We start from the raw sequence: 12,762 nt of genomic DNA on the forward strand, positions 1-12,762 counted from the left end.
TATGCGCACGGACCATCCCGCCGAGGACGAGATCCGCGCCAACTTCGAGCAGATGCTCGCCGCGGTGTGCGCGGGCGGCGGGCTGCGCACCGACACCGGCCTCGACAACGAGACCGAGCAGGCGCTGTGGGCGATCGCGAGCGCGCACCCCGACATCACCGACGAGCTGGTGGCGACCGCGCGCGCCGAATTCGCCGCCCAGCTCGACGGTTCGCACCGGCGTGCCCGCCGTGAAGCGCTGGCCCGGCTCGACGCCGAACTCGACCGGAAGGCAGCAGAGTGAGCGAATGGCGCAGCCCCTCGGCCACCGAGCTGACCGAACTGGTCACCCGCCTGCGCGCTCTCGACTGGACCTGGATCCTGTCCGATGTGCCGGCGCTCGCCGAGCGATTCGGCTGGCGGGTGCTGGTGAGCAGGCCGAACTGGGTGCTGCTCGACACCGGCCTCGGCGCAGGCAGCGGCAAGGTGCACGGCGCGGACGGCGCGGCCACCCGGATCGAGACCAGGCTGACCGATTTCGTCGAGGAGAACGCCGATGGCGCACAGCGGATCCGCACCGCCTTCGCCGAGCTGGCCGGCGTGATCACGGCCGCGATCGGCGAGCCGACCACCCGGATTCCTGGACAGTGGCCGCAGGTTCGCTGGGTGGGCGAGGACAGCACACTCGTGCTCGCGCAATCGGCCGTGTCGGTGGTGTTGTCCCTGGTGACCAATGACCGCCTGGCCAGGGACGACCGCAATATCGAGGTCGAGCGGCAGGAGCGGGCGTGACCAGCTGGCCGTCGTTCACCGACGCGCTGGCCGGGCAGCTCGCCGTGCTGCCCGCGGGCGCGGTCGTGATCCTGCGCGAAACCCGCACGCAGTCACCGCGTTACGCGCAGTTCCGGCAGCTCGACCACGTACTGGCCGGTGAGCTGGTGTGTGACGACGCGCTCACGGAGCCGTTGCGGGCCGGCGCGGAGGGCGACCAGGTGATCATCGCGGCGGGCTGGCAGCCACCGGAGGACGGACTGGCCGGCAACTGGTGGCTCGAGCTGCCGTGGCCCGCGACCGCCTGGCGGTATCACGAGGTGGCGGCGATGGTCGTCACCGGACTGCGTGACGGTTACGGCGTCCGCGAACCCGACGAGCTGTCCTATCGCGCCTGGGACGAATCCGCGGGAAACCGCCCACTCGACCTGCCCCTGCTCGGCCTACCGCGCGCCTGACACCCGCTGAGGAGATCGCCGCCGTGACCACTCCCGCCGACGACCCGGCTCAGCCTGCGGATCCGGCTCAGCTTGCCGACTCGGCTCAGCCTGAGCCTGCCGACTCGGCTCAGCCTGCCGACTCGGCTCAGCCCGCGGACTCCGGCTCCGAGTTCTCCGCCGACGACATCGAAGTCACCGTCTCGACCGGCGACCCGGAAGTCTTCCACACACCGCCCGCCGCCGACTCCACGGACGAGGTCGATGTGGATGTCGGTTTCTCGCTCGGCCCGGAGCCGGTCGCGCCGAGTGTGGCGGAGCGAACCCGTGAGCTCGTGCACCGTGCCGCTCGCGCGCTGGCAGCGCAGGGCCCGGTCGGCTGGCAACGGCTGGACGCGGTGTTCACGATGACGGTGGCCGCCGAGATCGTGCTCGCCGTGTACTCCGACGCCGACCAGCACCTCACCCGGCTGCGCCCGTCGGATGAGGTGCTCGCGCTGATCAGGGAACATCGCGCACTGTCGGCCGAACTCGGTGACGGCCCGTGGTGGCGGCTGAAGCTCGGCCTGACGCCGGAGGGCCGCATCCAGGTCGACTACGACTACGGCGACGAGCCGTTCCCCGCCGACCACCTGTTCCCGCCGATGGTCTACCACGCCGACCTCAAGGCCTTTCCCCGTGGCGCGCTGCCGTTCTGGCTGGCCGCCTACCTCAACAACGCCGACCGTCAGGTGCGCGATCCGGCGGCCGCGGCCGTTGCCGCAAGGGCCGACGCGGCGAACGACGTGACGCCGGAACCGGTGACATGGCTGCCGCCGCTGCCGCTGCTGGTGGCGAGATGGGCGGTGCTCGCCGCCGTCGGCGTGGCGGTCGACGCCGAATGGGGTCCGCGCGTGCTGCCTTCGCTCGCCCGTTCCGATACCGCGCAGCGGCACGGGAGTTCGCTGTTCCTGCTCCCCGGCGAGCGCGCGATCCTCTCGGGCGGGGTGTGGCGGGCACCCGAACTGGACGCCGCCTACAACGGGGACGCGCCGCTGCCCGAGCTGTACGCGGGCGCGCCCGAGTGGGTCGCGACGCCGACCCTCGATCGTCGGGCGGTGGGTGGTTTGCTGTCGTTCTGCTACTGGTGGTCCGAGGGCGCGTGGTACCAGGGCGAATCGCCCGCGCCGGAGGCGGTGGCACCCGCGATGCCTGCCGTGTGGTCGGCGCAGGCCACCGCCGACGCGGCGGCGTCGCTGCTCGACGCTGAGCCGTCCGAGGCGTTGCGCGCGAAGGCCGCCACGCTGGTCGCCGCGGCCGAGATCGGCCTCGTCACCCGTGGCACGCTGGTCGAACTGCTCGGTGAGGACGGCCTTCTCGATCTCGACGGCGCGCTGTTCCAGCTGGTCGTCGCCGGGGTGGTGAGTACCGAGTCGGCGGAGCCGATGCCACGTGCCGAGGCAGTCGCCAGGGTCGTCCGGTACCTGACCGACGTCGGTGCGGCCGATTTCCCGGTCGACCGGCTGCGCGCCGACCGGCTCGCGGTGGGCTGGATGGTGTATCTCCCGGTCGGACCGGGGGAGATCGCGATCGGCAGGGCGATCTACTACGTCGCCGACGACGGTGTGCTGGAACGATCGTCCTCGGCCGTGGCGCCATCGATATTCATCGACGACTTCGAGCGTCGGTTCCGGGAGAGGCATGGTTGAGGAGAACGACGTCGCGGAGCGGATGTCCGCGCTCAGTTACCGGATCGGCCTCGAGCTCGCCGAGCTCGCCCCCGACGGATGGTGGCGTTTGACGGCATCGTTCGCGATGACGGTGACCGCCGAGACGGCGGTGGTGTTCTGCACCGACGAGCGTGGTCGCGCGGTGCGCGTGTTCCCCGCCGAGGGCGTGCTCGCGCTGATCCGCGAGCACCGGCGGCTCTCGGCGGAGCGCGACGACGAGGTGTGGTGGCGGTATCTGCTCGAACTCACCGGCGACGGCCGGATGGAAGTCGACTACGACTACGGCGCCGTTCCGTTCCCCGACGGCCAGCTCTTCGCGCCCGAGGCCTATCGCAGCGACCTCGCGGTCTTTCCGCGGAAAACGCTGCCGGTGTGGTTGGCCGCCTATCTCGGTCACGACGATCGCCAGGTGCGCACGCCGCGCCGTGCGGCCGAACAGCACCTTGCCGACCGCGTCGCGGGCCGGGAGCCGGTGCGCTCCGAGCCGGACCTGGACTTCCCCGCGTTTGCGCTGATGGCCCGCCGCTGGGCGGTGCTCGCGGCCGCGTTCGTCGCGGTGCGTTCACCGCTCGGCCCACGGATCACCCCAGGCTCCGGTGTCTTCGAGGGCACCTCGCGCAGTGGGTCGAGCCTGGTCTGGCTGCCAGGTGATCGGGCTGTGCTCTCCGGTGGGGTCTGGGACGCGCCCGGCCTGCGGGCGGCCTATCAGGAGGGCGCCGAGATGCCCGCGTTCTATCTCGGCGCGCCCGCCTGGGTGGCCGAGCCGGTGCTCAACGGCCGCGCGGCCGACGGCTTGCTCTCGTTCTGCTATTGGTGGGAAGACGGCGCCTGGCATCGCGGTGAGTCCCCGGTCTCCGACGACCTCGCGCCCGCGATACCGGGTATCTGGACCACGGATACGGTGGTCGAAGTGGTCGCCGACCTGATCGGCGCGACCGGCGAGCGGCGCGCCGCGGTGGCAGGCCTGGTGGCCGCGGCGGAGGCGGGCGTCCTCGAACGGGCCCACCTGGCCGCGGTGTTCGGCGCAGACGCCGATCTCGACAGCGCGTACTTCGAACTCTCGATGGCGGGCGCGACCGGAAAGGACACCAACCGATGACCGAGGGGCCCATCGTCGACGTCGACGACCCGGAGTTCGAGCTGAGCTCCGGCGACGGACCGACCCGCTACCGTGGCGTGCCCTATACCGGCGTCGCCGTGGAAACCAACCCCGATGGCACGGTAGTCGGACGCTGGTCCTTCGTCGACGGCTACGACGACGGCCCGAGCCAGGCTTGGTACGCCGACGGCTCACCCGCCTCGGACGGCACGATGCGGCGCGGTCTGGCCGTGGGGGAATGGCGCGAATGGCGACCCGACCACACCCTGGCCTCGCTCGAGGTCTACACCAGGCCGGGCTATCTGCGATTGCGCAAGCAGTGGGACGCCGACGGCGTACTGGTCGAACATCAGCTGCTGGCCTGTGCCCCCGGCGACGTGTTCGACCTGCGTCCGCTCGGCATGTTCCGGGAGATGTACGACGGCACCCGCGACGACCTGCCATCGATCCACGACGCGCGCGCCGGGGAACGGCCGGCGGGGCACGCCAGGGTGCTCGAGTATCTGCGCGCCGCGCCGACCGTCTTCGATGTGATGTCGGCCGTGCCCGACCTGTTCGACCCGGACCGGCTGATCCCCGGTGGCGCCTCGCTGCACTCGGACGGCGTATGGATCTGGCGCACCGATTTCATCGAGTACTACGCCGAACAGGCGCTGACGCTGCCGCCGGAGTTCCTCGACTACATTCGTGAGAACAGCTACCGCCCCGCGCGTTTCGATCTCGCTGACCAGAACCTGCACGAGGCCATCGCACGGCAGCGCTGACCACCCACGGCGACCGATTGTCGATGCCAGGCCACCGGTGAGATCCACGCTGTACATGCGGGATTCATTTCTCCGACATTAGAATCGTTGCTACGACGAAAGAATCGATCGCAGGCAGGTCTCGTCGCAGGGGCGCCCGTGTGGTGATGAGGAGGACGGTCGCGTATGGGTGAGACACCCAATCCGTGGAGTGGGTTGCGCACGGAGTCGCTCAATGGCGCACTGGAACTCCAGCCCGGTGTGATCGAGAGCCTGGTCACCGAGATCATCGAGGTCAGGACCCGGGTCAACTCGGTGAAAGCCGAGGTGGGCAAGGTGGATTCGCTCGACCCGTTCGCCGCGGTGATCCCCTCCGCTGCCGCGCTCGCCGAGCGCTTCTCGGCGAAAGGCCGCGACCTCGCGGGAATTCTGGAAGACCATCTCCAGATCCTCGACGATATGAGTGACACCTTCCTCGCCGCGGGCAGGAACTACTCCGCCGCCGATGCCGACGGGAGTGTCGACCTCGAGGCCCTGCGGGAACGGATCCAGTCCGGCAAGGGCAATACCGAAAGTCTCGGCTCCTCGGGGGAACCGTTCGTGCTCTGCATCGATAGCCGAATCCTCAGCGAGGAGGGCGGCGGTCTCCCCGACAGCCTGCTCATGCCGCCGGGCGAGCTGACCTTCGACCCGCTCCTCGTTCGTCCCGAAGACCCGTCGCAATTCACCTACGACCAGTACCAGGAGATCATCGCCTCGCTGTCGAGCCCGAACATGTCGACGACGGTCGCCCAGGCGGGTGTCGACTGGAGTTGGCTCGCGGGCAAGCTCGACGAGAAGTTCGTCGAACTCTCGAACGCGATGACCGCGACCGAGAGCAGCTGGCGCAGCCCGGGTAACGCGGGTGGCGCCGACCGTGCGCGCCGGGCCGTCGCGGCCTACGGGACAGGCAATACGAACCTGGTCGAAGGGATGAAGGCGCTCGGCACGGCGCTGCAATACGCGGCCGAGTGGCTCTACGTGACCAAGCTCGGACTGCAGGCCGTCAGCGCGACCGAGGTCCCACTGATGGTGCCGGAATCGGTGCGCGCGTGGGAAACCCGCAAGGAACTCGAGCACCAGCGCGGCTACGTCTCGGCAATGCGCAACACCTATGTCCCCGGTGTCGACCACACCGGCGGAGTGATCGCCGTGCTGCCCGATCCGATCCCCGCGACCACGGGGAACGGCTACGGCGATGGCAGTGGCAACGGCAATGGGAGCGGCAACGGGAGCGGAACCGGCTCGGGCTCGGGCTCGGGTTCCGGTAGCGGCGCGACAGGCCTGTCGTCCGGATTCCAGAACGGCATGTCGGCTTTGCAGCAGCAGGCGGCCCAGCGCGCCGCGCAGGACGCGCTGAAGGCGGCCGAGCAGGCGGCGGCGGACCAGGCGACGCGGGCCGCGGAGGAGGCGGCGCGGCAGGCGGCCGAGGAAGCCGCGCAACAGGCGGCCGGCGGTCTCGAACAGGCCGGATCGGCACTGTCGTCCGGGATGGAACAGGCGAGTTCGGCAGCCCAATCGGCGCTGGATCAGGCGACCAGCGCGGCCGAGCAGAGCGCGCTGTCCTCGGTGCCGGGTCTGGCCGGTCTCAGCTCCGCGCTGGAGGACCAGGCGAAGAAGATGACCTCGGCGGCCAAGAGCGGCGGCGGTGCCGGTGGCGGCGCGGGCGGCGGTGGCGCGGGCGTGCCGGGATCGAACCTGCAGAACGCGTCGAGCCTGTTCCCCCGTGCCGCGGTCACCTCCACCGGGATGGAGGCGATGGCGAGCCGGGCGGGCCTGGCAGGCGGGTCGGGGATGCCGATGGGCGGCATGCCGATGGCGCCGATGGGTGGCGCGGCGGGCCAGGGCGGGCAGCAGAAGGAGCACAAGCGCGCCGACTACCTCGATTCGGTGGAGCATCTGGAAGAGGCGATCGGCGCGGCGCCGATCGTGGCACGACCGGTCATCGAGCAGTGACAGCCGTTCTGGAGTTCAGCCCCGTCGAGTTCGCGGCGATGTACGAGGCACTCAAGGAGGAGGGCCTGCCCGCCCCGCTGAGCTATCGCGGTGCACCGCTGAGCTATTCCGAGAGCCAGTTCGTCAAGCGCGAAGCCTGGCAGGCGGTGCGCAGGCGCGGCGGCGCCGAACTCGAGCAGCTCATCGAGGCGCTGACCAGGCCGGATATCCGGGTCATCGCCCGCGGTGTGGACGGTCGCGAGCCCGAGAACCCGCAGCGGGCACTGCGGGTGCTCGCCGTCCGCAAGGGCGACGACGCGTTCGTGGTGCGCCAGCAGCCGGGCCCGACCATGCTTGATTCGGCCGGATTCACCGTCACCAGGCACGACGCGCTCTCGCTCGGCGGCGCGGTGGCCGCGGCGTTGCGCCCGGCCGAGGCGGGCAGGCGCAGGGACTTCGAGCTCGTCGACACCAGCGCGCCCGACCTGGACTTCTCGTTCAGCCGGTCGCTGGTGCACGACACCGGCGAGGAGATCCCGGGTGCCGGATTCCTGGCGGAGCCGGAGGATCTCACCGGCACCATCGAGATCGAGCAGGGCTGGTCGCGGTTCGGGCCGCGTGGCATCCTGCGGCTGTATCTCGTCTGGCGCGATGTGGTCGATGACGGTAGGTATGTCATCGTGCCCGGCTCGCCCGCGCGCGTGGTCCCCGCCGACCGGCGCAGGCTGGAGTCGCTGATCAACGCGCAGATCGCCGAAGTTGTCAGAGCCATCAGGGATGATCGGGCGTAGGGAGGGCAGATGAACGAGTTTCCCACCGAGTTCACGGCGGCGTCGCTGACCGGTGCCATCGAGGTCCGTACTACCGAGCAGGGGTTGCCGGTCGGCATCACCGTCGGCGCGGATCAGTTGCGTGGTGATCCGGGGGCGCTGGCCGCGGAGATCCTGCGGCTGTGCCAGAAGTCGGCCAAGCGGGCCGGGTTGGCACGGCGGAATCAGCTGGCGGAGGCCGGTTTCGATCCCGGCCTGCTCGCGGCGACCGGGCTGCCGACCGAGGCCGAGGTGGCCGCGGCGGAGATCGTCGAGGAGCAGGAGTACGACACCGAGCCAGACAGCTGGCTGCGGTCGGTCTAGGGAACGCGGACGGGAGGACTCGGCGATGGTCGAAACGATGGACGAGCTGATCGCGAAGGTGCGCGGTCAGCTGTACCGGCTGCAGGATCTGGCCGAGGCGACCAACGGCATCCGGGCGACGGAGACCTCGCCCGACGGTGCGGTGACGGCCGTCGTCGACGGTTCCGGCGCGCTGGTCGGACTGGAATTCGGCACCGCGATCGGCAAACTCGGCTCCGCCGAGTTCGAGCGGGTCCTGGTCGCGACGGCGCGCGCCGCGGCGCAACGGGCGTTCGGCGAGCGTGCCGAGCTGGTCACGGCTTACAACCAGCACGGCACGTGAGGTTCAACCGTTCTTCACCCACCGATTGGTGTGGCGCAAGTTTCCGACGGGTAGATAGAGTAACGAAACACCATGGGCTGTTTCGGGATTGGACATAGCCATGAATCACGTTGCGGTAGTTCCTGATGCGGTACGCGCGTACGCGGGTGCCTCTGCGGCCATGGCGGCTGGCGTGGCGCAGGCGGGCGCGGTCGACCAGGCGGCCACCATGGCCGCCGCGGTGCCGGTTTTCGGCCTGATCGGCCAGGAATTCCTGATGTCGTTCGCCTACGCGCAGGCCAATCACCTCAGCTCGGTGGCGGAGCTGGCCGCGGTGCACGCGGGTACCGCGCTGACCGCCACCCAAGCGGCCGCCACCTACGAGGGTGCCGACGGCGCGTCCAAGCTCGGCATCGCCTCGGTCGACAGGTAGCCATGACCGACCAAGGGGGAGCGACGGCCGGCGCCGCGGTGCCGGTCGATCCGACGGTGCTCGAGCTGCTGCGCGGTAGCGCGATGGCGCCCATGCTCGACCAGCCGGTGAGCCAGGTCCTCGGTTCGATGGGACTGCCGCAGCTGCCGCAGCTGCCCGAGTTCATCCAGCTGCCGGAGCTGCCACCGCTGCCGACGCTCGATCTGACCGCGCTCATGCAGCCGCTCACCGACCTGGCCGCGGCGTTCGGCACCGGCGCGCTCGGCGGCACCACGTCCACCTCGGACTCCGGCACGTCGACCAATCCGGCCGAGGCGCTGACGAATATCAGCTCGGTGCTCGAGACGGTGATGTCGCTCGGCTCCACCGCCTTGCAGACGGTGATGCAGCTCTGGCAGAGCGCGGCGGCGACCGAGGCGACGAACAAGGCGACCGCCGCCCAGTCCGACGGTGTCAAGCTCGCCGCCCAGAGCACGCAGGAGAAGGCGGTGCTCACCCACGCGGCAGGCAATGTCGCCATCGGTGGCGCGAAGCTCGCCGCGGTGATCGCGCGCTATTCGGCCACGCTGGCGCTCGCCCCGCTCTACGCGGCGACACCGGGTGGCCAGGCGGTCCTGATCGCGGCGACCATGGAGGCGATGGCCGAGGGCCTCGCCATCACGGCGGAGACCAAGGGCGAGATGATCGCCCGCAGCGGCGAGATGGCGCAGGCCGGGGAGAAAGTGCAGGTCACCAACGCGCCGACCGGTGTCGATGCGTCGTCGGACTCGATGTCGCAGCTGATGAGCCTGATCACGCCGCTGATCAGCACCGCGAGCACGGCGGTCTCGTCGTTCGGAACACTTGCCGAACAGGTGAACTCGCTGTCGGCGACGACCGGAATCACCACCGACACCCCGACCTCCGATGCCGAGATCAGCGCCGACGACGCGGCGTCCGCCGCCGCGGGCGGTGCCGGTGGTGTGCTCGGTGGGGCGGGGGCCATCGGTGGTCTCGGTGGCGCGGCGGCCGCCGCGTCCACCCCGCTGAGCCCGTGGCAGGGCGGTCGCGGCAGCGGCATGTCCACCGTCGGACTCGGCGGCATGCCGACGGCGGGGACCTCGGGTTCCTCCGGCGGCGCGACACACACGGGTACCGCAGGGACACCCGGCTACATGCCGATGGGCGCCGCCGGCGCGTCGATGGCGCGCGCGGCCGACGGCGGCGGCAGCGAGGCGGTGCACACCCAGCTGGTCACCGCCAATCACGGCGACGAGGTGGTCGGCCAGATCGCGGGCGTGTCCATGCCGGTGGTCGGCGCCGCCGAGCCGGCGACCACCGAAGCGCCGCCGGACAAAGAACTCACACTGTGACGCCTGCACGACCACGACAGGAGTGGCAATGAGCAACACCTTCGAATTCGATTCGGCCGCAGCGGCGAAAGCGGCCTCGGCCCTCGACGCGATCGTCGACCGGCTCTCCACCGAGATGACCGCCGTTGCCCCGGCGCTGCACGTGGCGCCGGCGGGCACCGAGGAGGTGTCGGCGCGGGCCGCCACCACCGCCAACGGGGTCGCCGACGACTACCTGACCGGTGCCGAGGCGGGAGCTCGCGAGATGAGCAAGCTCGCCGCGACCCTGCGCGCGCAGGTCACCGAGTTCGACCGGATGGAGACCGACAACGCGAGCGGCCTGCACGCCTGATGATCGAACCACCGCAGCCCGGCTTCACCGGTGTGGTGTGGGAGGCGCGCGAGCCCGAGCGGCTCGCCACCGAACTCACCACCGGTGCCGGACCGATGCCGATGGCCGACGCGGCCGCCGCCTGGACGCGGCTCGCCGCGGCCTTCGGCGCGGCCGTGCTCGACTACGAGCAGGTGCTGCAAACGCTGCGCGGATCCTGGCGTTCCGGCCGCAGCGACGAAGTGTGGGAACGGGTTTCCACCCTGCGCGACTGGCTGCTGGAAACCGCGGCCGCCGCCACGGCCAACGCGGCGAGGATGCAGGCCCAGGTGCTGGCCTACGAGGTGGCTGCCCGCACCATGCCCAACGCGAACGACATCGCCGCCATCACCGCGGCGCAGCGGGCCGTCGAGCAGATCGGCTCCGCGCTCGGCGCGCCGATCAAGGCCATCGCGGCCGAGACCGATGCCGAGTCCGATGTGGCCAAGGCCGTCGCCTCCAGGGTGATGCGCAGCTACGAGGCGGCTACCGAACCGCTGGCGACGCCGTGGCTGCATGTGCCGCCACCGCCGATCGTGCCGGAGGCGGCGCTGCTGGCGGAGCAGGCGGGCTCGTCGACACCGACGGAGGCCACCGGTTCCGCGGCGGCGGGTATGGGCATGATCAGCGGTGTCGGTGCCATGCCGGTCGTGCCCGCGCCGGTGCAGACCGCTTATCGCGCACCCGTTTTCGTGCAGTCGACGGCGGCCACGGTCACCCCGGCACCGCAGTCGGCGCCGGTGAGCACATCGGGGCACGCGACACCGCTGGTGCCGGGCGCCATGGCGGGCGCCGCCGCGCAGGACGCACCGCGTTTCCCGCGCGCCGGCATCGCCTACGAGGAATCCGATCAGCTGGTGGCCGAGGGCGAGATCCAAGCCGCGCCCGCGGTGCTCGGTGTCGCCGAACGGCAGGCACCGCAGACCGGAACGGCCCAGGCCGGTGGTGCGCAATGACCACGCTGACCAACGACTCCCTGCTCGCGGTCGCCGACCGGCTCGGCGTGCAGACCCTGCCGCTGGTGCTGGCCGTCGGGCCCGAGCAGGACTCGTTCGCGGCCTGGCAGGCCGCGCGCGACGAGGCCGTCGCCGGGCTCACCGCGGGCGGGGTGTTCGACGAGTACGGCGATGTCGAACCCGGTCTGGCCGACGCGCTGTTCACCCTCGCCAAGCCGGAGGCCGAGCTGGCCGCGCGCAGCTACGGCGGCAACGGGCAACGCCGAATCTGCCTGGCGCGCCGCGGTACTCAGCACGCCGTGGCCACCAGGGCGGGCTCGGCGTTCGAGATCACCGCGCCCTGGATCGACGGCTCCGAACGGGAACTCACCAGGCTCCTGCTCACCGCGCTGACGCCGTGCCCGCGGGCCGAGATCGGCACTGTCAGTGTGGCGGCCGACGATCTCGCGCGCAGGCTCGACGCCGCGACGACGACCTCCGACTATGTGGACGCGATGTACGCGCTCGGTATCGACGCGCACGAGGCGACCGTGCTCGGCGCTGCCTTCGGCTCCTGCCACGGCTACACCGAGATCACCGCCGCGATCCACCACGACGGGCTGACCACCCGAGCTCCTGGCGCGGTCGCGGTGTACGACACCGCGCGCGGCCGGATCGTCGTAGCGCCGATGACGGCGCCCGACGGGCAGGTGTGGTCCACCATCACGCCGGGCACCGATCACCGCCTCACCCAGGCGATCGGTGCGCTCCTCGAGGGGCTTCCCGGTGGGAGGTGGCTGCCGCAATAGCCATTTCCCGTGTCACCCATCAAGAAGGAAAGGTTCGACAATGCCCCCTCAGGGACCAGTAGGTGTAGAAGCCGGTGGCGTAAACAACGTCGTCTCCGCGCTGGAGACGGCGATCGGTAACCTGCGTCGTTCGGTCAACGAGATCGACGGTGCCGCTCAGGCCGTCGTTCGCGGCTGGAAGGGCGACGCGCACGACAAGTTCGTCGAGGTCGCCAACCTGTGGCACGACGAGGCCAACGCGCTGAACCAGAAGTTCGACCGGTTCAACGAGGCTATCAACGCAGGCAAGGACACCATCGTCAACATGGACACGGGCAGCTTCGGCGGCGGTGGCGGTTCCACCGGCGGCGTCACGCACACCAACCTCGTCTGATCGTTCGCGATCACATCCGGTTTCGATACGACAAGGAAACAGCGCATGACCATTCTTTACGATCCCTCGGCGATGAACGAGCTGTTCGGCGACCTGCAGACCTACGGCGGCAAGATGAAGGGCGAGATCACCGAACTCGAGTCGGCCGCCACCAACTTCAAGGCCGCGCTGCAGGGTGACAACGCCCACACCACCTTCGACGCCGCGCACAAGAGCGTGACCACCGAGCTCGAGGACACCCTCAAGCAGCTCGACGACCTGGCCGCCCAGGTCGAGCTCGCGCTCAACCGCGCGCTGGAGGCCGACGGCAAGGTCGGCGACGGTTTCGCGGATTTCTGAGCTCCGCGCCACCCGACGAAGGCCGA

General features: G+C 70.5%; 17 protein-coding genes. All 17 read left to right on the forward strand.

The features are described from left to right. Window position 1: 1 nt before the first annotated feature. The 17 genes from ACFOW8_RS07285 to ACFOW8_RS07365 all read left to right on the forward strand — a co-directional run bounded on the left by ACFOW8_RS07285 (window position 2) and on the right by ACFOW8_RS07365 (window position 12,736). Window positions 2-283, forward strand: a complete 282-nt coding sequence (locus tag ACFOW8_RS07285; protein WP_378547282.1) for a hypothetical protein — start codon at window positions 2-4, stop codon at window positions 281-283. Then, the gene (locus ACFOW8_RS07290; RefSeq protein ID WP_378547284.1) at window positions 280-771 is read left to right on the forward strand and encodes a DUF6301 family protein; all 492 of its coding nucleotides are present in this window, start codon (window positions 280-282) and stop codon (window positions 769-771) included. Before ACFOW8_RS07285 ends, ACFOW8_RS07290 begins: the two co-directional genes overlap by 4 nt. Next, entirely contained in the window at window positions 768-1,208 is a 441-nt protein-coding gene (locus tag ACFOW8_RS07295) for a TY-Chap domain-containing protein (RefSeq protein WP_378547286.1), read from the forward strand. Before ACFOW8_RS07290 ends, ACFOW8_RS07295 begins: the two co-directional genes overlap by 4 nt. Window positions 1,209-1,231: 23 nt before the next feature. Then, window positions 1,232-2,875 carry a hypothetical protein gene (locus ACFOW8_RS07300; RefSeq protein ID WP_378547288.1) on the forward strand — a complete coding sequence of 548 codons (1,644 nt, stop codon included), beginning with the start codon at window positions 1,232-1,234 and terminating at the stop codon, window positions 2,873-2,875. Next, complete coding sequence (locus ACFOW8_RS07305) at window positions 2,868-3,995, forward strand: hypothetical protein (protein WP_378547290.1); 1,128 nt, start codon at window positions 2,868-2,870, stop codon at window positions 3,993-3,995. Before ACFOW8_RS07300 ends, ACFOW8_RS07305 begins: the two co-directional genes overlap by 8 nt. Then, window positions 3,992-4,759: a toxin-antitoxin system YwqK family antitoxin gene (locus ACFOW8_RS07310; RefSeq protein WP_378547292.1), complete on the forward strand. Its 768-nt coding sequence runs from the start codon at window positions 3,992-3,994 to the stop codon at window positions 4,757-4,759. The genes ACFOW8_RS07305 and ACFOW8_RS07310 overlap by 4 nt, the downstream gene beginning before the upstream one ends. Window positions 4,760-4,924: 165 nt before the next feature. Further along, window positions 4,925-6,733, forward strand: a complete 1,809-nt coding sequence (locus ACFOW8_RS07315; RefSeq protein WP_378547294.1) for a hypothetical protein — start codon at window positions 4,925-4,927, stop codon at window positions 6,731-6,733. Further along, window positions 6,730-7,503, forward strand: a complete 774-nt coding sequence (locus ACFOW8_RS07320) for an ESX secretion-associated protein EspG (RefSeq protein ID WP_378547297.1) — start codon at window positions 6,730-6,732, stop codon at window positions 7,501-7,503. Before ACFOW8_RS07315 ends, ACFOW8_RS07320 begins: the two co-directional genes overlap by 4 nt. Window positions 7,504-7,512: 9 nt before the next feature. After that, window positions 7,513-7,845, forward strand: a complete 333-nt coding sequence (locus ACFOW8_RS07325; protein WP_378547300.1) for a hypothetical protein — start codon at window positions 7,513-7,515, stop codon at window positions 7,843-7,845. 25 nt (window positions 7,846-7,870) lie between these two features. Next, window positions 7,871-8,167, forward strand: coding sequence for a YbaB/EbfC family nucleoid-associated protein (locus ACFOW8_RS07330; RefSeq protein WP_378547303.1), 297 nt, complete (start codon window positions 7,871-7,873; stop codon window positions 8,165-8,167). 100 nt (window positions 8,168-8,267) lie between these two features. Next, window positions 8,268-8,579, forward strand: a complete 312-nt coding sequence (locus ACFOW8_RS07335; protein ID WP_378547306.1) for a type VII secretion target — start codon at window positions 8,268-8,270, stop codon at window positions 8,577-8,579. Window positions 8,580-8,581: 2 nt separating this feature from the next. After that, a complete protein-coding gene (locus tag ACFOW8_RS07340; RefSeq protein WP_378547309.1) occupies window positions 8,582-9,931 on the forward strand; it encodes a hypothetical protein in 1,350 nt (449 codons plus the stop codon). 28 nt (window positions 9,932-9,959) lie between these two features. Beyond that, window positions 9,960-10,262, forward strand: a complete 303-nt coding sequence (locus ACFOW8_RS07345) for a PE family protein (RefSeq protein WP_378547312.1) — start codon at window positions 9,960-9,962, stop codon at window positions 10,260-10,262. Beyond that, entirely contained in the window at window positions 10,262-11,236 is a 975-nt protein-coding gene (locus ACFOW8_RS07350) for a PPE domain-containing protein (protein ID WP_378547315.1), read from the forward strand. The genes ACFOW8_RS07345 and ACFOW8_RS07350 overlap by 1 nt, the downstream gene beginning before the upstream one ends. Continuing rightward, the gene (locus ACFOW8_RS07355; protein ID WP_378547318.1) at window positions 11,233-12,024 is read left to right on the forward strand and encodes an ESX secretion-associated protein EspG; all 792 of its coding nucleotides are present in this window, start codon (window positions 11,233-11,235) and stop codon (window positions 12,022-12,024) included. The genes ACFOW8_RS07350 and ACFOW8_RS07355 overlap by 4 nt, the downstream gene beginning before the upstream one ends. Before the next feature lie 40 nt (window positions 12,025-12,064). Beyond that, window positions 12,065-12,397 (forward strand): WXG100 family type VII secretion target, encoded by a 333-nt coding sequence (locus tag ACFOW8_RS07360; RefSeq protein ID WP_378547321.1) that lies wholly within the window; start codon window positions 12,065-12,067, stop codon window positions 12,395-12,397. 45 nt (window positions 12,398-12,442) lie between these two features. Then, window positions 12,443-12,736, forward strand: a complete 294-nt coding sequence (locus ACFOW8_RS07365; RefSeq protein WP_378547324.1) for a WXG100 family type VII secretion target — start codon at window positions 12,443-12,445, stop codon at window positions 12,734-12,736. Window positions 12,737-12,762: the final 26 nt, after the last annotated feature.

Source organism: Nocardia rhizosphaerae (genome assembly GCF_042650365.1).
In the GTDB taxonomy this organism is placed as follows: domain Bacteria; phylum Actinomycetota; class Actinomycetes; order Mycobacteriales; family Mycobacteriaceae; genus Nocardia; species Nocardia rhizosphaerae.

What these genes read in the sequence shown, in the direction of transcription:
- ACFOW8_RS07285 (WP_378547282.1), top strand. Translation starts at nt 2, where the DNA reads ATGCGCACGGACCATCCCGCCGAGGACGAGATCCGCGCCAACTTCGAG.
- ACFOW8_RS07305 (WP_378547290.1), top strand. Translation starts at nt 2,868, where the DNA reads ATGGTTGAGGAGAACGACGTCGCGGAGCGGATGTCCGCGCTCAGTTAC.
- ACFOW8_RS07310 (WP_378547292.1), top strand. Translation starts at nt 3,992, where the DNA reads ATGACCGAGGGGCCCATCGTCGACGTCGACGACCCGGAGTTCGAGCTG.
- ACFOW8_RS07315 (WP_378547294.1), top strand. Translation starts at nt 4,925, where the DNA reads ATGGGTGAGACACCCAATCCGTGGAGTGGGTTGCGCACGGAGTCGCTC.
- ACFOW8_RS07325 (WP_378547300.1), top strand. Translation starts at nt 7,513, where the DNA reads ATGAACGAGTTTCCCACCGAGTTCACGGCGGCGTCGCTGACCGGTGCC.
- ACFOW8_RS07330 (WP_378547303.1), top strand. Translation starts at nt 7,871, where the DNA reads ATGGTCGAAACGATGGACGAGCTGATCGCGAAGGTGCGCGGTCAGCTG.
- ACFOW8_RS07335 (WP_378547306.1), top strand. Translation starts at nt 8,268, where the DNA reads ATGAATCACGTTGCGGTAGTTCCTGATGCGGTACGCGCGTACGCGGGT.
- ACFOW8_RS07340 (WP_378547309.1), top strand. Translation starts at nt 8,582, where the DNA reads ATGACCGACCAAGGGGGAGCGACGGCCGGCGCCGCGGTGCCGGTCGAT.
- ACFOW8_RS07345 (WP_378547312.1), top strand. Translation starts at nt 9,960, where the DNA reads ATGAGCAACACCTTCGAATTCGATTCGGCCGCAGCGGCGAAAGCGGCC.
- ACFOW8_RS07350 (WP_378547315.1), top strand. Translation starts at nt 10,262, where the DNA reads ATGATCGAACCACCGCAGCCCGGCTTCACCGGTGTGGTGTGGGAGGCG.
- ACFOW8_RS07355 (WP_378547318.1), top strand. Translation starts at nt 11,233, where the DNA reads ATGACCACGCTGACCAACGACTCCCTGCTCGCGGTCGCCGACCGGCTC.
- ACFOW8_RS07360 (WP_378547321.1), top strand. Translation starts at nt 12,065, where the DNA reads ATGCCCCCTCAGGGACCAGTAGGTGTAGAAGCCGGTGGCGTAAACAAC.
- ACFOW8_RS07365 (WP_378547324.1), top strand. Translation starts at nt 12,443, where the DNA reads ATGACCATTCTTTACGATCCCTCGGCGATGAACGAGCTGTTCGGCGAC.